Here is a 23,005-nt window from a genome sequence, read left to right on the forward strand (position 1 = left end):
TTCTCCTCATTTCATAAATAAACACGATAACGCAAGCGCTATCATGTTTAATTAAATTATATTATTAAATTTTATTTTTATTTGAAAATGGTTTGAGCAAGGCTAACAATTTTATCAACAATTAATGTTTTGTAGTTACCTTGAACTGTACCATTTGCACTATTATAAATGTCTTGGCTTAATGATATGTAAACATTTTTAAGAGCGTTTCAAAAGTCATTTGATCTAGAGTCAGCAATTTCAGAGTAAGTTGTACTTGTACTTGCGCCATTTGATAATGCTATGAAATCATCCAATTGACGTTGAAGATATTTGTTCTTTTGTTCGCCCGCTGCTGTTTCAAAACCTTTAACAGGAACAATATATGATGCTGCTTTACCAAATACTTGAGATGGAGTGCCGGTTAATTCCTCTCCTCCAATTGTGAATGTTTCTTCTTGGTTAGATAAGAATCATTTCATAAACAATCTAGTTGCGTCATCTGTTTCTGAATTTGTATGAACACCAATGATCGAAGGACCTTGAATGTAAACAACTTCTTTAGAATCTTCTTTTGTTCATTTTTTAGGAGCAGAAAGAGCGAATAATTCATTTTCATTCAAAATAGATTCTGAACCTTTAGTTTCTAAGCTAGCAACACTTGAATATGTATCACCTAGATTTTTGTCTAGTTGTAAGAATGCTTCAAATTTAGCACCATCGGCACCTTGGGTTCTAGAATTATATAGTGTACCAATGTGGAACATCTTGTCTGAAGCATTTGTTGCTATTTCCTTTAATTTTTCAATAGCTTTTGTGTTATTAGCATTAAGTATAATTACCATTGGATATTCGTTCTTATTACCTTCTGTTGCTTGTTCTGTTGCTTGAATTTTTTCAGCTGCTGCATCAAGATTAGCGTCTGTAGTTGTATCAAGTGAGAAGTAGCTGTATTTTTCATTGCTGTCATTAATAGCAGAATCCACATTAGTTGTTTTGTATAAACCGTTCATTAATCTATCATCTTTTGTTTCAAATCTAATAGATTTATCGTCTTTTTTATACAAGTTAGCTATAGTTTTAGCTGCATAGTACTCATTGTCACCATCTTTAACAACATAAACTTTTTTTGTTTGTCCGGCAGAAAAATTATAATTGTAACCTGATGTTGAACCAATACCAAAAGCGTAGTTATGAAGAATTTCTTCTGATGATGTATATTGACCATTACCTTGAATTACAAGAGCACCAACTCCAATTGCTTCTCTAATTTTTTCGGTAATTTCAGTCATTTTACGCCCAATTTTAGAATTAATTCCCTTAATTCCATCATAATTTGCTTTGCTGTTAAGAACGCCATTGTCCTTAATATATTGTTTTGAAACAAAGAAATCTCTGTCCTTAGCATCTACCGCAGAATAAGCTAAAGTTTGAATGAAACCAGCAGCATCATCAACACCTAATACGTGAACTGGAGATTTTCTATCTTTTGCTTTTGCAAAGATTTTTTTAGCTTTAATTGAAAAGTCTAATAAATCTTTTCCAACTCTTAGTGTCTCATCCGTTACTGTATAACCTTCACCTAAAATTGCTTTAATTTCTTCGGCAGCAATTGGGTCACCTCATTTTGTTCTAACGGTTTGTCTATCAGTTTTACCCGCTTCTTTAATAGCCGCATAATCACTAATAGTAATAGTTGCGCCATTAGCTTCCATTGTTTCTAAAATGTATGAAAGAACTGGCGCATTTGTACCTAAAACATTAGTTGAGACCGCAGCTGGAATAACTCATGTTCCATTATTAACAATGTTTGATGTATTTGCATTTGACTTAGTAAAACTGTCAGTAAATACATCAAGTTTAACATTTAACATTCCATCTTCTTCAGTAGATAAGTTTAGCAACATTCCTTCACTAGCTAAGTATGAAGCAACTGTTGGATAGTTAAAAATTAAACTAATCATTTGGCTTTGATTTTTAGATTTAATGTTATTTCTAATATAGTCTGCACCCGCGTCATATCCACCTGATCCTAAAGATGTAATTTCAACGGGTTGATATACATTTACAAATTGTGTTAATTCAACAATTTCTTTTTCTTCTTCTTCGGTTTTTTCTGCTTTTGCTTTTAATTCTTCTAATCTAGCTTTTTTAGCAGTAGCTAAAGAGTTATATTTGGCTATAACACCTTCCAAAGCATTTCATTTATCTTTTCCTTGTGCGAATGTAACACCAACTTTAACCTTATCTGTTTCTGTGTCGAAACGACCATTTTTAAGGAAATCATTTGCTAAAACATGATATCCGCCAGTAATTGGAGGAGTAAATGGGTCATCATTCCCACCTTCTTGTGGAGCACAACCAGCACTCAATGCTAAAGGAGCAATTAATCCAGCTCCGGCTGTTAAAGAAAATAAAGTTTTTTTAATTTTATTCATAAATTAAGCCTTTCTAAAAATTGCTTGAAATTTTTAATTGTATATATCAAAAGATATATAGTTGATAACTATGCTCTTTCGATACATAGCATTTATATTTTAATTTATATAAATATAAAGGAGTGTAAGAAACGCACCAATTAATATAAAATGTGAAAAAAATTGAAAAAATTCCATATTTTTGTTTGTCCAATTTAAAAGGTAATAATTAATTATTTGTTATTAATCTAATATCATTAAATTAATAAATTAATTAATAATATTTATATTTAATTATTAAATATGTTAAATATTTGTTTTGAGCTTAGTGTGAAAAACAAGTTGTTTTTGTCTTGAGAATTATAAATATTGAAATTAAATTATGATAATTTGAAATGAATTAAAGGCAAAAATAGTTTTTTTGAATTGGATTTTTTAAATAATAAGCACTCTATCTTGAAACCGCACTCATCAGATAGTTTTATTGACAAATGTAAATTTATAATTTGGCTATTAATAATCAAACAGCTAATGATAATGATAAATTACATAAAAAAATAATGGCTCAAGCACAACAAAAAGATTGAAAATTACACAAATGGAATTTGCTAAAAATTATGAGAGAAAATGTCCAAAAGTCAATTAATTAAACTTTTGGAAATTTTTAAAGATGTTTTTAATAAAAGACATTAAAAAGCCTTCTAAATAAAATATAAAGCCAACTCCAAAATAAAGCTCTATAAATAATAGGCGGTCTAAATTGCGTAACTATACTAATTTAATAAAGTATTTTTGTTATAAACAATTTAGATTATGTCTTATTTATAGACTTTTTTGTCGCCTTAATTAGTGCTCAAAATCGTGCAAAAAAACCAAAATTATTGGTTAAAGACAATAGCAGTCTTTAGTGCCATAATTTTGGTTCTAAGATTATTGTTTATTAATTAATAGCAACTTTTCCACCGACTGTATAAACTGTTACAAAATTGCCGTCATTCAATTGGCGTTTGTCTAAAATGAAAATAGGTAAGATATGACTTTGATTATTGTCATGTGTTGAATAGTTTCAAATTAATTTGTCATTAACATACATTTGGAAAGTTAATTTACCATAATAGCTGGCTAAAACAGGAAATTTAGCTTGTCAATTCATAACTTTAGCTGTTTGAAGAAAATCGCCGCTGTTGTTAGAAATTACGCTCGGATAATCTGTTCCAGAGAAATTATTACTTCATGTCTTAGTGTTGTCTAAATCAAAGACAAATTTGATTTTATCACCTGCATTAAAGTTGTAGTTTTTTGATGATGAACTATCTAAGATATTTTCAAAGAAAGTTCCACCTATGTTTGAAAATTCGCTTGTTGATGAATTTGTTTTGGCAGTTAAATTAATTTGATAAGTAAATGAATCATTTGAATCAAATGGTTTGGTAAATATTGAATTATTTATATCGTAATCAAACTTGTTTATAGGCAAATTGGTCTTTTCAAACATCTTTAAAAACATCACTCATAATGTTGCTTGATATGAAAAAGGTGTTTGATCAGAAATTTTGACATTTCAATTTTGTCCTTTATTTTGATTAATTCTTTGATTGAATAAAGCTTTATTTGTGGCGGTTGTGCCTTCAGGATAAAATTGTTCTTTAAAGCTTATTTTATAACCTTTTGGGAACAATCAATAGTCATCAAGTGAATTGGCAACTATTGAAGAAGCAAGTGGAGTTAAGTCTGGATTTTCGCCTGTTCTTACAAAAATATTAGCTATTGGTGTACCTTCTTCAATTTGTGTTTCGTTTGTTAAAACAAACAATAATGATTGGTTTTTAACAATTCTAATTTTTAAAGGTCTGTCAGTATTATCTGAGAAAGCATAAGGCAGGGTTAAGGAATTTTCTAAATAGTTAATTTGTGATTTATCTAGTTTAGTATAACCGCCTCTTCTTTCATATGAATATTCAATAGCAATTAAATCATCATCAAAGTATTTTTTGAAGTGAAGTAATTTGTATCTATCATTTGTATGTTTGTCAATTAAATTGTAGTTAATTGAATATGAATTCACAGAACCAATAACAAATGAACCATCAACTAACGGAGCATCAAAAGTTAATAATTGGTTATATTTATTAGATTCATTGATATTAATTTCATTAGTTTTTTGAACTATTTCATTGGCTAATTGTTTAATATTTAATAATTCTTCAAAATGTTGAATAAATGAACTAACACGTTCATAATAATCATTAGCTGATCCATAAAACTCTCTAAAATAGTCATTTTTAGCAATTAATTCATCCATGAAATATTTTTGATTCCTATATTGGTTTAATAAATTTATATTTTCATTAATTATTTCACTTAATTTATCATTAATTGCCGTAGAAATATTGAGTAATAATTCATCAACATTGGTCATAAATGTTAATTTTGTATTAGAATCTTGTTCGTTTATAGTAGCTAATTTTTGTAATTCAGAATTAGTTAAATCTAAGCCTAACTTAGTATCTAAAAATTCTTTGTTATCTCAAATTAAATTTAATAGTTTTGCATTGTTGTTTATTCATTCATCAAATCCATTATTATCTTCGCCATCTAAATCCGAGTATTTATTAATTAATTTGTTAGTTAAATCAGATATGGTTTGATAATTAGACTTAACATTTGGATCTAATGTAGCTTTAATTTCAGCAAGCACAGCATCATAAGCATTTCTTTTTTGTTCATTCGAATTAACATATAATGTTGCCTTTTTAGCTGTTTCATAGATATTTTCGTCAAAAACTAATTCATTATTATTACTTAAAGTTTTAAGTTGATTTAATAAAGTTGCTTTTAAATTTTGAATGTTCGAGTCAAGTGTCTTAGCATCTCTAACTATTGTTTCATGCATTGAATATTCCGATTCAGACAATTGATTTTTGAATTCAGTTTTTTGCAAAATGTTTAAATTGGCTAAATTATCAATTTCATTTTTTTCTTGTTCTTTTCTTTCATTTAAACTTTGTATTTCTACAAAAATGTCAGAAATATATTTGTCAAAGTTATCATTTTCTGTTTCTGGTCAGTAAGAACGAGTTCTTATTTCATTAACAAAATGATTTATTTCACTATTACTTAAGTTAGGATATTTTTCTTTAGTAATTTGGCTGATGGCATTTGCTTTAGCAAAGTTTTGTGCTTTTTCTACAATTTGTCTTTCATGGGATGAAGCACTTTCTCTGTCTAATTTATCTATTTCAATGTTCAATTCGTCAAATTTATTTGAAGGTAAATATGTAAAACGAGTTAAATCTTTCTTTAGTAGTAATCTTTCACCATTTAATGTTTTTGGAGCTTCTTGAAGTTCATTTAATTTATTTTTTAAGTTCGCAAAAATTTGTTTTGCATTTTCTAAAGTTAAATCATTTAAAAGACTTTCAATTTCAGCATTTCCATTCGAAGCATTGTTAAATAATTGTTCAATACTATTTTTATTTTCTTCAGTTTCATAAACAAAAATTATTAAAGTTTTTAACTCAGCAAATTTTTCTTTCTCTTTTTGAATTTGTTTGATTACATTGCCTAATTTAGTAATCTCATTAGCTATATTTCTAATTTCATTTCTAGTTGTTAATTGAGTAAATTTTGATCTCAATTTTGCTTTTTGCACGTCGGTAAATACAGAAATATTTGAGTTTATACTGTTCATTGTTCCATCTATAAATTCATTCCCATTAAGAGCATTAAATTTTTGTATCAATTTACTGCTATTAGATTCTGCAATAATTCAAGTTTTTATACCGTTTTTGATTAACTCTAAATGTTCATCATACGCCCTTCTAAGTTCTTCATCTGCTAAAAGATAATCAGGCGATGTTTTAGGCTCATTATAAATTTCATCAGAATAAGTTAAATCTGGTTTTTGAGATAATAGTCTCATTTGTTCTTCAATAGTTGAATGTAAATTAACAATTGTTTCATTCAATGATTCGGCTTCTTTATAGTGATTATTAGCAATTGCTACTGAATCTCGCAAAATAAATTCTTTAAATTTATCTTTTTGATAATTCGATAAACAAGCAAGTTCCTTTACTTTTTCAATCAAAATTTCTTTATTATTTTTGTTATTTTTAGCTGTTTCATAGACTAAAGCATTCAATATAGCCAATTCACTGTCAATATCATCAATGTTTTGTAAATTAAATTCATATTGTACTAATTTTGCTTCAAAATCCGCAATTTCAGTTGGTGTTAACCATGTATAGCAATTGTCTTTTCAGCTTTGTAAAACAAATTGTTTTTCTAATGTTAAAGCTTGATTAAACAATTCTGCTCTTTGTTCTCTTGTAACATTAACTGGTAAATTTCTCACTTTTTCAGATAAAGTTGAAATTTGCTCTTCGTTGGTAAATTTTAAATGAGTTACTATGTATAATAAATGTTTTCTTATACCATCTAAATTAGTTCTTAAATTTTGCAATTGAGTTGTTTTAGAAACAATTTCTTTATTTAATTCTCTTATTTCAATTAAAGCTAATTCATCTAAGTTTTGTTGGCTTTTTTGTGTTGCAAAATGACGAATTTGGCTTATCAATTGGTTGTTTTGTTCTTTATTAGTATCATATACGTAAATTTCATCATTAATCAATAAATCAATAATTACTAGTTCAGTCTTTAGTGAATTTAAATAAATTGAGAAATCTAATTTAGCCATTTCAATATCAGTCTCTTCTTGACTTGTTCTAAAACCATTGATTATAAGTTCTTTGACATCGCTTGATTTAATATTTGAAAAATTAGCTTTGCTTGAATTTAATTTAACAAAAATAGTTAATTGGCCTTTTTGATCATTTGCTAATAACTCAACTATTTCTAAATTGGTTTCTTTATCCTTTAATTCTTCAAATAATGAAGCTAAATTTAGATCGCTTTTATGGATAGATGAAGCAAGCTTTTTGCCTTTTTCGTCTATTTCAATGTTATTTTCATCAAATGCTAAATTACCAAGCAATTGATTTAATCTTTCAACTTCGACTTGTTTTTCATCTTTAACTGGTTCAGTTTTTTTATCTTTTAAAATCTTAGAAGCAACAATACCGGCTGCTGTACCAACAGTGGTTGCTAATGTTAAACCTAAACCTAATGAAATAATTAATTTGGTCTTCTTTTTCTTTGCTTGTTTTTGCATATTTTCCTTTTTTACTTTTTAATTTTACTATCATTGTCATTAATTAATTAATATATGGCTCGAAAACAAACAAAAAAACAATGCATAATTCGCATTGTTCATTTAAATTATTTAACCTTAGGCATAAGACTAATAGCAATTGCTTGTGGCCCTGTATGAGCAGCAATGACTGAAGTGTTTAATTCAGAATGCTCTATGATTAAGCCACTTTCGTCAATTATTTTTTTGATATCTTGATTAAATGTTTCATCAATTCCGTAGATAAAGTTAATGAAATATTTTTCATTTAACTCTTGAATGCTTTTAGTTTTAGTTAAACCGATAGCTTTTTCAATTATTTGTTTAATTGCGCCTTTAACTCCCCGAGCAATTCCTGCCATTGAATTTTCGTCAAGATAGAAGCGGATAAAGGGCATTAATTTCATTTTTGAAAGCACTTTTAAAGCAAATTTTTTTAGACCTGAAATTCTACCACCATTAATAGCAAAATTAAGTGAATGTGGCAAAATGAATGTCGCTGTTTGGTTAAGTATTTCATTGATATAACCAGTAATTTGATCTAATGTTTGACCTTTTTCATATTCGCTTTTGATAAATTCAATAGCTTTTATGTATTGAATACCTACAAAACGGTTGGGCATAATGTATAAGTTAGGATACTCGCTTTTGAAGTTATTTACTGCGTTATATGCGCCTGATAATTTTTCACTAATTGGTAAATAAACTACTACTTCGTATTCTTGGGTCATTTTTTCTAAAACTTCTTGAACAACATCTAAACGCGGCAATGAAGTTTTTACTTTATTGGCTTGCCCAATTTTTTCTAATAAATCTTTTTTGCTTATTTCAATCCCGTCATCATATGTTTTATCATCTAATTCAATTCGGAATGGTAAATAACCAAAACCTAATTGATTTGCTTCTTTTTCTGTTAAGCAAGAAAAAGAATCTACTATAAATCCAATTTTTTGCATTTTAGCTCCTAGTTTTTGTATGTGAATTTAATATGCAAGCTATCTGCATATTTTTGGGGGAAATTAGTTGGTAAATTTTCATAAATCATTTTAATATTCTGTTTTTCAATAATTTTTGATAAATTTAACAATTTTAAATAATTATCTGGGTTTTGAATAATTGCACTGGTGATGTTGGCAGATATAATCAATGTTTTAATAGCTGAATTGTAAATGAAATTAATTAGCTCATAATCAATTTCTCAAACATATAATCCTAACTCAATATTATTGTGTTTATTTCTGGAAATAATTTCATGTAATAGTTTATAACTAAAACTTTGATCAATTTGTTTAATGATTAATGAAACCTTTGCATCATTGTATTTAGCAAAATTTTTATTTAAATCAAATTGATTAGTAAATAAATAAAGTTTATTGTCAGGCACTTGATTATCTAAAGCAAAACTATTAACTTTCTCAGTTGCTAAAATACGGTTTCAAATTAGTGCTCTTAACTGTGTTAAATCTTCTTTGGTAAAACCCGAAGCACGGGTGAAAGAAATTTTGTCTTTTTTTGCTAAAGGATTATTTGCTTCATTAATTGAAACGTTTTCATGCACAAAGTCAGAATATTGCAATTTATTTTGATAAGCATTAATCAAATTAACAAAAGAATTATATTGAGCAATATTTAGTTTTTCATTGTTTGATAGTCAAATTGGTCAATTTGCATGGTGCAAAAATAGATATTTGGCTTTGGTTAATAATTCGCTTACAAAATTATTTTCACTAATTTTGGTAAAACTTAAAAAAGCATAGCGGTTAATTAAATTACGGAAAATAACTTTTTCTTTAATTTTGTTAAAAATCTTATTAACTTGTTTTTGTTTTAAATGGAATTTTAAAGATTGTTTAATTGGTACAAAAAGAAAAATTATTCCATCTTTAAAATAATGTAATACATCTTGGTTTTGTTTGATTAACTTCAATAAATGAGTGTAATTTTGTTTGTTTAAGCCTTTAATTAAAGCGAATTCAGACAATTCAAAAGCATAAACAATTACTTTTTTCTGTTTTAATTTATCTTTAATTAAATCGAGGTCTGTATTAAGTTTAAGTGTTTTTTTATTATCTTCAGCATCATCTTTTCAATGAAGTGTGAAATAAAAAGTATTCAAATGTTTGCTGGGAAAAATTTTGAGTCAATAAAGTAAATTCTTTTTTAATAAAAGTTTGGGCATTAATTTGCCTAAAACTTCTTTTTTAATTATGTTTTCGTCAAATGAAACATTCAAGCTGAATATTTCCTTAGTGCTTGATTTATTTAAAAAATTAATAATGGTATCACGACTTTCTTTGGTGAATAAGTTGAGAAATTTATCAAGATCGTAATACTTATTTGTTTCTAAAGCGTACTTTTTAGAAAAATCAAGATTGTATGAGCCACCAATTGTTTTTGAACTTATTTTAACAATTGTCTTTTTTACATTATCAATTCTATAAATAGCTAAACCATTTGAACTGTATTTGTTAACTTTAAGCAAAATTGTAATGATTGAAATTAAACTGATTATAGTGACGAAAAAGACTATAAAACAGAGGATTATGATTAATTCTTTAGACATTTTATTTTAGCAATCTAATGGCTTGATGATTTTTGTTTAAAGTTTTTATGCCATGCTTACCAGTAAATTGCACAACAATTGAATCATTATTTACTTGTAAAACAGTACCTTCACCAAACACTGTGTGGCTAATAATATCGCCTACTATAATATGTTTATTTAATTCTTTAATTTGTTTTTCATCATTTAAATTTGAGTAATCTAAGTCAGTGGCATCACTGTGTAAAATGATTGAATCAATGTCAATGCCCATTTCTTTTAAAAAGCGTGAAGGGGTTTTATTAACATTGTTATCGCCATAATATCCGCGGCTATCACTAATAAATAAACGATGTTTAGCTCTAGTTATGGCAACATAAGCTAATCTTCTTTCTTCTTCAAGAAATTCTTCATTTCCACCTTTAAGTGATCTACGATGTGGGAAAATTTGATCGCTCATACCAACTAAAAAGACATTATCAAATTCTAATCCTTTAGCAGCATGAACTGTCATTAAAGTAACATAATTTGTGCCATTATCAAACTCATCGCCAGCTGAATAAAGCGAAATTTCTTGTAAATATTCTTTAATCCCTTTGTCAGGATTAGTTTTTTCTCAGTTTCTAATTGATGCTAACAATTCATCAATGTTTTCTTTGCCAACACCCCTTAAAGTTGGATCAGCTTTAATGTAATCGAGATAACCAACGGTTTTTAATAATGAATTTAATGTGTCATGAATTGAATATTTTTTCAATGCCGCATGATGCTTACGAATTGCATTAAGTAAATAAACAATTTCTTCTAAAACACTTTTGCCAACCGGCAATTCTTTATAATGATTAACCATTGCATCAAATAAAGTTTCACCTTTTTCTAAAGCAAAATTTTGTAATTTATTCAAAGTAACTTCGCCAATTTTACGTGCCGGAGTGTTGATTATTCTAATTAACGAAACATCACTAAAATCATAAATAACTCTTAAATAGCTTAAAACGTCTTTGATTTCTTTTCTTTGGAAGAATTTTTGACCGTTAAAAATTTTGTAATTAATGTTTTCTCTAATCAACTCTTCTTCAAATGGTCTTGAATAGTAATTAGATCTATAAAAAATAGCGATATTTTTAAGCTGAATTTTTTTCTTCTTTAATTCATTAATTTTTTGAACAACTCACCTTGCTTCTGCTTCAGCGCTAAAGGCGTGATTGAATTCAATTTCTTCGCCTTCTTCATTGTCAGTAACTAAATCTTTTGAAAAACGATTGCGATTATGATGAATTAAAGTATTAGCAGCTGTAAGAATTTGATTTGTTGAACGATAATTATGTTTCAAAATTACAGTTTTAACCTCTGGAAAATCTTTGTCAAAATTCAAAATTAAATTAACATCAGCGCCCCTTCAAGAATAAATTGTTTGATCAGGGTCACCAACAATAGTTAATTGAGCTTTGCCAGAAGCCAATTTTTTAACTATTTCATATTGCAATCTTGAAGTATCTTGGAATTCGTCAACTAAAATGTATGAATATTTATTTGCTCATTTTTCAATGACATTAGGAAATTTATTGAATAGTTCATTAACTTTGATGATTAAATCATCAAAATCAAAACAACCTTTTTCTTTCAATGATTGATTATATTCTTCAAACATTTCGCCAATTAAATCGTGGCTGGTGGTAATTTTAGGGTCTTTTTCTTTTTCATTAAGAAACCTAACTAATTCATCACCTGTGAAATCTGAATTTTTAGCCAATGAAAATAAAGTTAATAAACGGCTAAATTTAATTTCTTGTGTTGATAAACCATGTTTTTTATAAATTGCATCAATAATAACTTTCTTGTCGGTATCATCAATAATTTGGAAATCGCTTCTAAAGCCTAAATAATGTGCTTCAATTCTTAAAATTTTGGCACATAAGGTGTGAAAAGTTGAAATTTCTGGTTTTTCATTAGTTGCACCCATTGTGTATTGGATTACACGCTCATTCATTTCGTTAGCTGCCTTATTTGTAAAAGTTACAGCTAAAATTTCACTTGGTGCAATTCCTAAAATATTAATTAAATAAGCAATTTTTCTAGTTAGCACTCTGGTTTTACCACTACCTGCTCCAGCAATTATCCGAAGCGGCCCATCAAAGTAATTTAATGCTTCAAGTTGTTCAGCATTCAATTCTTTTAAAATTTTTTCCTTTTTTAAACTAGTCATAATTACCTCCTTTAATTAATAAAATTAACTGGTTGATTTTTAATTCGATATGGTACTAATTTAATTGTTTTGGTTAATTGTGAAGTTGAATAATGTTTTAAATAAACCATTCTGCTGTTTGTAAAAATGTCAATAAATCCTCGTTTATTTTTTTTAACCAAAACCATAATTAAATTAATTGTTCCGATCATAAAAATTAATGAAACAAAAGTTGAAATTAAGCGCAAAACAAGCACAAAGCGAAAATTAACATCTTTAGTGTCTTGCGGATTGCTTGTATATTGTTTAAATTGTTGAAAGTCTTGTGGGTAAATTAAACTAATAAACAATAAACATAAGATTGATCAAAGCCCAATGTTAAAAATGCTTTTCTTCAAAATAATGCTAGTTAATGAAGCATAAGTGTCTTTTTCATCAATTATTTGACTGCGACAAATTAACATTCCGATTGTTCGTCCATTTAAACAAAATGGTAAAGCAACAAAAAGCACTAATCCGCTTAAAATGCTTAAAATCATAAAAATATAAATATTGGGGTTTAAATTGTTTGATTTGACAACTAAAAAGTAATATTGCAAAATAGTTGCTAAAGCAAAACAAAATAAATCAATCAAAACGGTTAAAAACCGGCTTCAAAAAGTAACGTTTTTATGTAATTGCATAAGTTAAATTTTGTTACTAATGTTTTCTCAAGTTTTAATTTTAGGAAAATCTTTAAGCAATAAAGCTTCAAGGCTTGATTGATTAAGATAAACATTTGTATTATAAAAAGCTAAATGATTTGTTTGTTTGTTTTGAATAAATTTCAAGATTTGTTCAAAAATTTTCTCTTTTTTAATTTTGACTATATTTTGTGAAAGTTCAAAATATTCCATTGTAGCTGATTTATGTAAACGTAAAATTGTTGCCAAAAAAACTTGTACAAAGTACAATTCGGCATATTCGATTTCATATGAAAGCTTAATGTTGTTAATATTAATATAATCTTTAATCTTTTTAAATTCGTCTAAATAAACATTTAAAGTCATGTTATTAGCAAAAGTCATGTCTTCTTTAACTAAATGCTTGTTAACAAATTGGTATGATTTAGCATCTAAAATCATAAAGTAAAGTAATTCTAGGCAGAATTTATAATCATTCAATTCTAATGGACGATATTTGCAAAAACGCGAAATTAATTTTTTACTATAAAGCTTGTTGGAAATCAAAGGGAATGTATAAGCTAAAATCTGTGGATGGGTTTTTAAATATTCTCCATTGTAGTAGCCAACTTCAATTCGATTTTTTAATTTTCATTTAATTGAATTTGTAAAATATGGCAAGAATTCTAAAATATCTGGATTATATTCATTAGTTAATGAAGAAACTTCATAAACAAAATTGTCTTTAAAACGGCTGTTAGCAAACAAAATTGTTGCATAATCGCCTTTAACTAAGTGGAAAGCGGTTACTATGTCGCTTTGTGCACTTCTTTTTTTGCTATTAAGCACAAATTTAAGTCTTGAACCAAAGAAAATTAAATGGTTTTCAATTACGCTAAAAATTGATTTATTATTGACATCTAAAATTAAAATAATTTCAAAATCTTGGTTATTTTGCTCTCTTAAGTTATATAAAAATGTGTCTAATTGCTTGTGATTATTCACATTTGGGGTAATAATACTTAATTTCATTTTCACCTACATTTTAATATTGCCAGAAGTTCTTGGATAAGGAATAACATCACGAATGTTATCAACTCCTGTAACATACATAACTAATCTTTCAAAACCAATACCAAAACCACTTGAGCCCGCACTGCCAAAGCGTCTTAAGTCTAAATATCATTGCAAGTCTTCTTTAGAAATACCAACTTCTTCAATTCTGCTTAATAATTTTTCTTCACGGTTTTCTCTTTGACTACCACCAATTAATTCACCAATTCCTGGCACTAATAAGTCAAAAGCTGCAACAGTGTTGCCATCTGGATTTTGGTGCATATAGAAAGCTTTGAATTCTTTTGGGAAATTAATTACAGCAACTGGTCCATTAAACAATTTTTCTGAAATATATCTTTCATGTTCTGTAGCTAAATCTAAACCAAAATTAATGTTTTGTTCTTCAAATTGATCCTTAACTTTGGCTAATTCAGCAATAGCATCACGATAATCAATAATTGCTAATTCTTTGTTTAAGAAAGCGTTTAATTTGTTCATTAAATTGTTATCAACACTTTCGGTTAAAAACTTAAATTCTTCAGGGTGCTTTTTAATTGTGTTGGCAATTACTGTTTTTAATAAGTCATCAGCTAATTTAATTATGTCTTTTAACTCATAGAAAGCAACTTCTGGCTCAATCATTCAAAATTCAGCAGCATGTTTTTTAGTGTTTGAGTGTTCAGCTCTAAAAGTTGGCGCAAAAGTATAAACTTTTTTAAAACCTAAAGCATAACTTTCAGCATGTAATTGACCAGTAACTCCTAAAGTTGCTTTTTTGTTGCCAAAAAATGGATTTTCAGAATTTTCATCGTTAACTACAAATGTTTCACCAGCTCCTTCGCCATCATTGCTAGTAATAATTGGCGCATTGAAATATAAAAATCCGTGTTCTTGGAAATATTTGTGCACTTCATAGGCTAATGTTGATCTAATTAAAAATGTGCTTCTTAATAAATTTGTTCTATGTCTTACATGCGGTATTTCTCTTAAAGTTTCTAAGTTAATTTGTTGCTTTTGAATTGGATAAGATGAATCAGTGTCATTCAAAAGTTCAAATTTAGTTAAGCTTAATTCAGCAACTTGTTGAGAATTTGGAGTATATTTAAGAACTCCTGAAACACTTATTGCAGCACCTAAATGTAAGTTTTTATCATCTAAGCTTTCTAAATCAATTTGAAATTCATTGTCCGCTTTAATAACCATTTGTAAATTTTCAACTGTTGAACCATCGTTTAATGAAATAAATCTAATTTTTTTGTTTCCTCTGTTTCCGGCAACTCAGCCTTTTAAATCGATGCTTTGCCCATTAAAACCTTGCGCATTTTGTATAATATTCTTAATTGAAATTTCTTGCATATTTTCCTTTCATTAATTTTTAATGTATTATTAGTATTAATACATAAACATACTATTAATTTTATCATATATATGATTAATATTAAGTATTAGATATATAATAAAATTAATTGTAAATTGACTAAAAACACTATGAAATAGGAGAATAATGAAAATAGAACAAGCAAAAATTAATGAATATTATCTTAAATATTCAAGAAATCCAATCAATAAAGTGATTGAAAATGCCATTACTAAAAATGGTGTATTTAATGCCACATATAACAATGACATGCAAAGAATTCATAACTTTGAATTTTCTAACCAAGTTAAAAAAGCAGGGATTACAAACCAAAAAAACTCAGGAAGATGCTGAATTTTTTCAGCCTTAAACATTTTAAAAACTAATGTTGTTGAAGCATTAAACTTAAAAGAATTTGAATTTTCACAAAATTATTTACTTTTTTGAGACAAATTAGAAAAAGCTAACAACATTTTAGAGTTAATGATTGAAATGCCTAATTTAGATTTTGACGACAGGCTATTTGCTATGTTTATGGAACATTTAACAAGCGATGGTGGCTATTGAGAATGAGCGCAAAGCTTAATTAAAAAATATGGCGCCGTGCCTAAAAGTGTCATGGAAGAAGTTGCAAACTCAGGCAACACAGATGAATTAAATGTTGTTTTACAAACACACTTAATTTCTACTATTAAGACTATCAAACAGGCTTTTTCGGCACAAAAAACTCTAGATGAAATTAGAGAAATTAAAGAAAAAGCAATTGAAAGAATTTTTGAAATTAATGCTAAAGTTTTAGGTTTGCCACCACAAACATTTTCTTTGGAATATAGAGATAAAGATGATAAATTCCATAAATTAAATAATTTAACACCATTAGAATTTGTTGAAAAATATGCTAAATTAGACTATTTAAATTTTGTTAATTTATTAGACGATCCAAGAAAAAAATATCCAAAAAATACCTTGTTGGTTTCTAAATATTTTGCTTCTGTAATTGAAGGCAAAAAATTAAGTTCAATTAATGTTGATATGCAAATTTTGAAAGAAGCAACAATTAAATCACTTTTAGATAACAATCCTGTTTGATTTGATTGTGATGTATCTGCTTCATCAGATAGAAAATCTGGAATTATGGACACAAAAATCTATTCAATTGACGAAACCTTAAGACCATTTAACACTTTAACAAAGCAAGATCGGGTAAATTACAGAATTAGTGCTCCGACACATGCGATGACATTTGTTGGCGTTGATTTAGATGAAACCGGTAAGTCAATTAAATGAGAAGTGGAAAATTCTTGAGGCGACAAAGTCGGTAATAAAGGTTATTTTTCAATGAGTGATAAATGATTTGATGAATATGTTTTTGGTGTAATTGTTGATCCTAAATATGTTAATGAAACAGTATTAAAAGAAGTTGAGCAAAATCAACCAATTACTATTGAACCTTGAGATGTCTTATCTTAAAATTTTATAAAAAGCCCTTTTAATTTAAGGCGCTTTTTTTTGTAATAAAAAACGTTCTAAGTAGAACGTTAATTAAGTATTAATTGTATTATTTGCCTAGTAAATAAGTTATTTTGGTAAAAAGCAACCTAATCTTTGAATTATATTTTTCAACCTTTGAAAAGTTTTTTAAAAAGTTTAAATAATAAGCTCTTTTAATGTTATTACATTCAAATTTGTCTTTTGTTTCATAAATATTAGATTTTACAAATCTTAAGTTTTTGTTCTTTCTAAAATAATATGAAGATAAAGCATAAAAATAAAAGCTTCAAAAATTAACCAAAACGTCTTTTTCAGTGGCTTTTTCGTCATCTAAATTAAAAATTTCTAATATGCTTTCAATAAACATTTTCAAATCTCAATTAGTTTCTGAAGCTATTTTTTGATTAAACTGAAAAAGTTTATTTGCATCAAAGTTTCATTTAAAAATCATTAAAATTCTTTCAACACTAAATCTAGTTTTGCGAATTGTTAATGCTTTTTTATAACTGTTATAAATTTTTTGTTTTTGCAAAAGTTTTTTGCTTTTAAATTTAATGTTGCTTACTTTATTGTTTCTCATTTTGATTTACTTTTCTTTGTAAAACTTCAATTGTAATAAGGTGTTTGTAAATATTTTGAATTATTGCATTAATCATTTTGTATGTGGCATCATCAAAAAACAATTTTGTGATTTCAATTGCTTCATTTGTTGCTATTTTAGGGGCTAATCCTAACATTATTTCATTTATAGCATTTAATAAAATTGCTCTATGAAGCGGTGAAACACGTTCTCATTTTCAGTTTTGATGTAAGTATTTTTCTATCAATTGTTTATAAAAACTATAATTTTCAACTAATTTTTCCAAACTATCAAATTGTTTTGGACTTAGATCAGTATTTTCTTCAAAAACTGTTGTTATATTAATTGGTCTATTCAATAATTCATTAGCATAAATAATATTTATTATTTCTATTCTTAATTCTCTTTGACTTTTAGCACTCATACATTTTATTTTATATTAAAAGTTAATATTAAATATTAATAAACTAAAAAACAAGAATGAAGATTGAAATAGTTGAAGTTATAAAGAATTAATTAAAAGAAATTAAGCTCATTTCTAACTAGTTATTTTTCTTTTTTGTTATTTTTAAATACGCTTGCTCCATAATTGCTCTTGCCAATTTAAAATCTAATCTTCTTCTACGTTTGCCAGACTTATTATTACCCTTGAACGGCGTCAAAATTACATCAAATGAAGCATTTCTTAAATTATTTAAAATTCGATTGCATTCATTGATAAATAAACTTTTGTTCTCATTGTCTATTTCAAGATCAATTAAGGTAAAGTGTCTTGATGTTTCTTTAATTTTATTTTGTCAATCATAATCAAAATTGTTTTTAAAATCAAATCTAATCAAATCGCTATTTTTTATCCCGTCAATTGCTTTTAGACCTAGCCAGCCTTCACTACTATTAAAGGTAATTTGAATATTCTTGACAGGGACTAATTTATTTCTGAAAATTTGTTCTCAATAGCCTATAAAAAAGTCATTTTTGAAAATTTTAACTTTTGACATATCTTTGTTTAAATTATCAAAACAAGCAACAATAACTGGGTTTTCAGTATCATCAAATAAGTCATCTTCTATGATGGTGATTGAATGCAATAAATGTTTATTTTTAAAATTACTGTTGATAAATGATTCAGGAATGATTGCTACAATAGGCAAGCCGGTATCAAGCATTTTTTCTAATGAGATTAAATAAATATAGTTATATATTGAATTAGAAAAATAATTATCATGGTCTATATTTTTTCTTTTTGCTGATTGTTTAGCAAGATAAGGCGGATTAGTCAAAATTAAAGCATTTTTAACAATTGGAATTTTAATCAAAGAATCATTGATGTTTCAATTCAAATTACTGTCTATGTCCAAACCAATAATTTCTTTAAAATTTAGCATAGTCTTAGCTACATTTAGTAAATCACCTTTACCTGCAAATGGATCATAAACAATTGATCTATTTTGTTGATTTATAAAATCTTTAATCTGTGGTTTTAATCATAAACTTTTAACAGTGAAAAATTGACCTAATTTTATTTTTGTATTCATTTTTATACCCAATAATATTTTATATTTTTGTGTTATAAAACCTTATAGCATTAGCGATGTTTTTCAAATAAGCTTTCCAAGTTTGAAAGCATAAAAAAACTAATACACCTATAAATAAGGCATATTTGTTTTTTAAAGTTTTAAAATTACACACATAGAATTAATTAAAACGAACTATAAATTATTTATTAATATGATATCTTATTCGACTATTTTCGTTTTGATTATTAATTTTTTTGAATAATTAAACTATTTTAAACTTTGCTTTGTTGCCAGTTGTAAAATAAAATTCAAATTAAAACACTAATTTTATTTAATTATTAATATTAATAATATATAGATTATTTATAATATAAAAATAATAATTTAGTAGCTATATTTGGAGGAGTAATGTTTAATAAAGTCAAAGGAACAAGAGATTTAGGCCCACAAGAAGCCAAATTAGTAGAAATGATCCGTAGAGAATTCTTAGACAAAGTTAGAGCTTTTAATTTTGCTTGAATTGATACACCAATAATGGAATATGCTCAATTGTACCGTCGTAGTGTAGAAGGTAGCGACATTGTTAAAAAAGAAATGTATGAATTCAAAGACAAAGGCAATCGTGATATTGCTCTTAGACCAGAAGGTACTGCTGGTTTTGTTAGAGCTTTAGTTGAAGAAAAATGATATGCTGAATCTAAAGTTGGCAAATTCGCTTATTTTGGTCCTATGTTTAGATATGAACAACCACAAAAGGGACGTTATAGACAATTTAACCAAGCGGGTGTTGAATTTTTAGGTGAAGCAAATCCATACAATGATGCAGAAATAATCATTTTAGCTAAGCAAATCTTAGACTCACTTAATGTTGGTTTTATTTTAAAGATTAATTCGTTGGGCGATTTAGAATCAAGATTAAATTACCAAGCAAAATTAAAAGAATATTTCTTGCCATTTAAAGATCAATTAACACCACTAAGCCAAGAGCGTTTAGAAAATAATGTTTTAAGAATTCTTGATGATAAAGAAGATTCACAAAAAGATTTTGTGAAACAAGCTCCAAAAATTAATCACTACTTGAATGAAAAATCAAAAGTTTATTTTGAACAATTGCTACAAATTTTAAAAGCTAACAATGTTAAATATCAAATAGATTACTCATTAGTTAGAGGTCTTGATTACTATGATCAAGTAGTTTTTGAATTTGTATCAAATTCAAGCGAAGCAGGTAGTCAATCAACAATCATTGGTGGCGGAAGATACTCAAAATTAATAGGCGAATTAGGTGGCCCTGATATTTCTGCATGTGGTTGAGGATTTGGTGTTGATCGCTGTACTGATTTAATCATGAGCGAAATTAACAAAAATTCAATGATGCAAGAAGCACTAGCTGAAAAATTAGATGTTTATTTAGCAGCTACAACTGAAAGCAACTTAAATAATCTATTTTCATTAGCTAATGAATTAAGAAAATATGAAATCCAATGTGAAATTAATAAAGAATTAGTCAACAAAAGCAAAAAAATCTTTGATAAAGCAACTAAATTAAATGCGAAATTTGTGATTTTTGATGATCCAATTAATAATTCAAATATTTTAACTGTTAAAAATATGCAAAATGGTGACAAAATTAAATTCGCCTTTACTGAAGACGGTTATGCTGATTTATTAGAATTTTTGGCTAATGATTTAGTGCAATTACAAAATTTAGAAATAGAAGACGAGGAATAATGATTAGTAAACAAATAAATAACGCACAAGTTAATGAACAATTAATTGGTCAAATTATTACTGTCCACGGCTGAGTAGCAAACAAAAGACGGTTTGGTGAATTAACTTTTATTGATTTAAGAGATAGAAGTGGAATTGTTCAATGTGTTTTTGCTGAAGATTTAAAAGTTAATAAAGAAAGCGTAATGCAAATAACAGGAGAAGTTGTTGCTAGAAAAACACCTAATCCTAATTTGGCTTCTGGAGCAGTAGAAATTAAAGTGCAAAAATATGAAATTTTTTCACAAGCTTTAGAGGAATTACCTTTTGCAGTTAGAGATGACATTGAAGTTAAGGAAGAAACAAGACTAAAACACAGATTTTTAGACTTAAGAAGACCTAAAATGTTAAGTAATTTAATGCTTAAAAACAAATTAATGCATTCAATTAGAAATTATTTATATGACAAAGGTTTTTTAAATGTTGATACACCAATTTTGGCAAAAAGCACACCTGAAGGCGCACGTGATTATTTAGTTGCCACAAGAAATAAAGGCCAATTTTGAGCCTTGCCACAAAGTCCACAGTTATTTAAACAACTTTTAATGATTTCTGGAATTGAAAAATATTTCCAATTTGCCAAATGTTTTAGAGATGAAGACGGACGTAAAGATAGACAACCTGAATTTATTCAATTAGATATGGAAGTTTCATTTATGGAAGTTAAAGATTTTCAATTACTAATTGAAGAAATGTTTTACTATGCTTTTCAATCATTAGGGATCGAGATTCAAAAAAATAATTGACCAAGATATAAATATTTTGATGCTTTAAGAGACTATGGAACTGATAAGCCGGACTTTAGGTATGGTTACAAAATTCAAGATATCAATGATTTTTGCGCAAATAGTGATTTTGCCATCATTAAAAATGCACCTGCTAAAAGATTATTATTTGTTGATAGCTTAATTACTAAAAAAGATTTTAAAGACTTAGAAGAAATAGCACTTAAAAACAAAGCAAACATTTTATTCTATTTTGTAGTGGAAAATGGCGAAATTAAACATACTAATTTTGCTAACAAAGTTAAAGATGAAGCGCTTCAATTAATAACTAATAATCAAAACAAGGATGGTAGTTATTTCATAGTTGCTAATTCATATGAAAATGCTTCAAAGGCTTTAGGAGCAGTTAGAGTGGCTTTAAATGATAAGTTTCATTATGCTAATCCTAATGAATATCATTTTTCTTGAATTACTGATTGACCAATGTTCGAGTATGATGAGGAAAATAATTCATGAATGGCAGCACACCATCCATTTACCCAATTTGACCATAAATTAGACGAATTAGACAAAATGAAAATGGAAGACATTAGAGCCAAATCATATGATGTTGTGCTTAACGGTTTTGAATTAGGTTCTGGTTCAGCAAGAATTTTTGATAAGCAAACCCAAGAAAAAATGTTTGATTTAATTGGTATGGACAAAAATAAACAAAATTCACAATTCGGTTGATTCTTAAGGGCTTTCGAATATGGAGTTCCACCACACTGCGGAATTGGTTTAGGTATTGAAAGATTATTAATGATCTTAACCAAAGAAGAATCGATTAGAGATGTCATTGCCTTTCCTAAAAATGCAAAAGGGCAAGATGTTTTAATGGATGCGCCAAGTGAAGTTGATGCTAAGCAGCTTGATGATTTATTTTTAAAAGTCAAAGAGTAATTTGCCTAAAAGGGCTATAAAACAGTTAAAAAAGAAACAGTTCAAAGCTGTTTCTTTTTCATTTATCTTTTTTAAGCGCTTAACATTTGGTTGATATTCGCAGTTAATCTTTCAATATTTGAAATGTAATTTACAACATTTAAATATTGTGAGTATGGATCGTTATATTTAATGGTGTTGTTTAGCAATGTTAAATAAATTTGTGCTTGTTCAAGCATTTTTTGCACTTCTGGTTTATTGCTTTGTTTAGCAAGAAGTTCAACATTTACGAATTTAGCATTGGCAATAGCAAGCATTTGCATGTAAGTAGTTTTATGGAACGAGTATAATTTTTCGTTGTAATTATTGCTTAATTCTGTGAATTTAGCTTGCATTTGTTCGCTTGTTAATTCTTCATCGTTTGTTATCGCGATAATTTCATTACCTATTCCATAAGCTAAATCGATTAAAGCATTAAATGAGCTATTGTTTTGTGCGCTTGATTGAGCTACAGTTAAATAATTAGTGTGTAAATGTTCAAGAATGTTATTTGAAAAACTTAGCATATTGTTAATAATTTCATTGTATGGTTTAGCAATTTTGTTAATATTCTCT

The 23,005-nt window shown here is 27.3% G+C and carries 15 protein-coding genes; 3 read left to right on the plus strand and 12 right to left on the minus strand.

What is annotated here, in order from left to right:
* Positions 1–77 precede the first annotated feature (77 nt).
* The 8 genes from T395_RS0101405 to asnS form a co-directional block, all read right to left on the minus strand.
* On the minus strand, positions 78–2,417 hold the full coding sequence (locus tag T395_RS0101405) for a P68 family surface lipoprotein (protein ID WP_029512725.1): 2,340 nt from the start codon (positions 2,415–2,417) through the stop codon (positions 78–80).
* A gap of 919 nt (positions 2,418–3,336) precedes the next feature.
* Positions 3,337–7,566 carry a lipoprotein 17-related variable surface protein gene (locus T395_RS0101415; RefSeq protein ID WP_029512726.1) on the minus strand — a complete coding sequence of 1,410 codons (4,230 nt, stop codon included), beginning with the start codon at positions 7,564–7,566 and terminating at the stop codon, positions 3,337–3,339.
* 107 nt (positions 7,567–7,673) lie between these two features.
* Positions 7,674–8,540: a DegV family protein gene (locus tag T395_RS0101420; protein WP_029512727.1), complete on the minus strand. Its 867-nt coding sequence runs from the start codon at positions 8,538–8,540 to the stop codon at positions 7,674–7,676.
* 8 nt (positions 8,541–8,548) lie between these two features.
* Entirely contained in the window at positions 8,549–10,147 is a 1,599-nt protein-coding gene (locus T395_RS0101425) for an MHO_4530 family protein (protein WP_156933068.1), read from the minus strand.
* 1 nt (position 10,148) lies between these two features.
* On the minus strand, positions 10,149–12,332 hold the full coding sequence (locus tag T395_RS0101430) for an ATP-dependent helicase (protein WP_029512729.1): 2,184 nt from the start codon (positions 12,330–12,332) through the stop codon (positions 10,149–10,151).
* Positions 12,333–12,343: 11 nt separating this feature from the next.
* Positions 12,344–12,994 carry an RDD family protein gene (locus T395_RS0101435; protein WP_084273305.1) on the minus strand — a complete coding sequence of 217 codons (651 nt, stop codon included), beginning with the start codon at positions 12,992–12,994 and terminating at the stop codon, positions 12,344–12,346.
* A gap of 3 nt (positions 12,995–12,997) precedes the next feature.
* The gene (locus T395_RS0101440; RefSeq protein WP_029512731.1) at positions 12,998–14,005 is read right to left on the minus strand and encodes a glycosyltransferase family 2 protein; all 1,008 of its coding nucleotides are present in this window, start codon (positions 14,003–14,005) and stop codon (positions 12,998–13,000) included.
* A gap of 6 nt (positions 14,006–14,011) precedes the next feature.
* The gene (gene asnS / locus T395_RS0101445; RefSeq protein WP_029512732.1) at positions 14,012–15,385 is read right to left on the minus strand and encodes an asparagine--tRNA ligase; all 1,374 of its coding nucleotides are present in this window, start codon (positions 15,383–15,385) and stop codon (positions 14,012–14,014) included.
* A gap of 148 nt (positions 15,386–15,533) precedes the next feature.
* On the opposite strand from asnS, the gene T395_RS0101450 reads away from it, so the two are divergent.
* The gene (locus tag T395_RS0101450) at positions 15,534–16,856 is read left to right on the plus strand and encodes a C1 family peptidase (RefSeq protein WP_029512733.1); all 1,323 of its coding nucleotides are present in this window, start codon (positions 15,534–15,536) and stop codon (positions 16,854–16,856) included.
* 88 nt (positions 16,857–16,944) lie between these two features.
* On the opposite strand, the gene T395_RS0101455 is transcribed toward T395_RS0101450, so the two are convergent.
* From T395_RS0101455 to T395_RS0101465, 3 genes are all read right to left on the minus strand, one after another.
* Entirely contained in the window at positions 16,945–17,457 is a 513-nt protein-coding gene (locus T395_RS0101455; protein WP_029512734.1) for a hypothetical protein, read from the minus strand.
* Complete coding sequence (locus T395_RS0101460; RefSeq protein ID WP_029512735.1) at positions 17,444–17,881, minus strand: transcription antitermination factor NusB; 438 nt, start codon at positions 17,879–17,881, stop codon at positions 17,444–17,446. The genes T395_RS0101455 and T395_RS0101460 overlap by 14 nt, the downstream gene beginning before the upstream one ends.
* 118 nt (positions 17,882–17,999) lie before the next feature.
* The gene (locus tag T395_RS0101465) at positions 18,000–18,992 is read right to left on the minus strand and encodes a TRM11 family methyltransferase (protein ID WP_029512736.1); all 993 of its coding nucleotides are present in this window, start codon (positions 18,990–18,992) and stop codon (positions 18,000–18,002) included.
* A 390-nt stretch (positions 18,993–19,382) separates the two neighbouring features.
* Here T395_RS0101465 and hisS point away from each other — a divergent pair, with 390 nt between their 5' ends.
* Positions 19,383–20,705 (plus strand): histidine--tRNA ligase, encoded by a 1,323-nt coding sequence (hisS, locus tag T395_RS0101470; RefSeq protein WP_029512737.1) that lies wholly within the window; start codon positions 19,383–19,385, stop codon positions 20,703–20,705.
* The gene (gene aspS / locus T395_RS0101475) at positions 20,705–22,411 is read left to right on the plus strand and encodes an aspartate--tRNA ligase (RefSeq protein WP_029512738.1); all 1,707 of its coding nucleotides are present in this window, start codon (positions 20,705–20,707) and stop codon (positions 22,409–22,411) included. The genes hisS and aspS overlap by 1 nt, the downstream gene beginning before the upstream one ends.
* A 71-nt stretch (positions 22,412–22,482) precedes the next feature.
* On the opposite strand, the gene T395_RS03670 is transcribed toward aspS, so the two are convergent.
* Positions 22,483–23,005, minus strand: a 523-nt coding sequence (locus T395_RS03670; protein WP_029512739.1) for a hypothetical protein, incomplete at its 5' end; no start/stop codon positions are given.

This window comes from Mycoplasmopsis iners ATCC 19705, from assembly GCF_000701805.1.
GTDB lineage: Bacteria > Bacillota_I > Bacilli_A > Mycoplasmatales > Metamycoplasmataceae > Mycoplasmopsis > Mycoplasmopsis iners.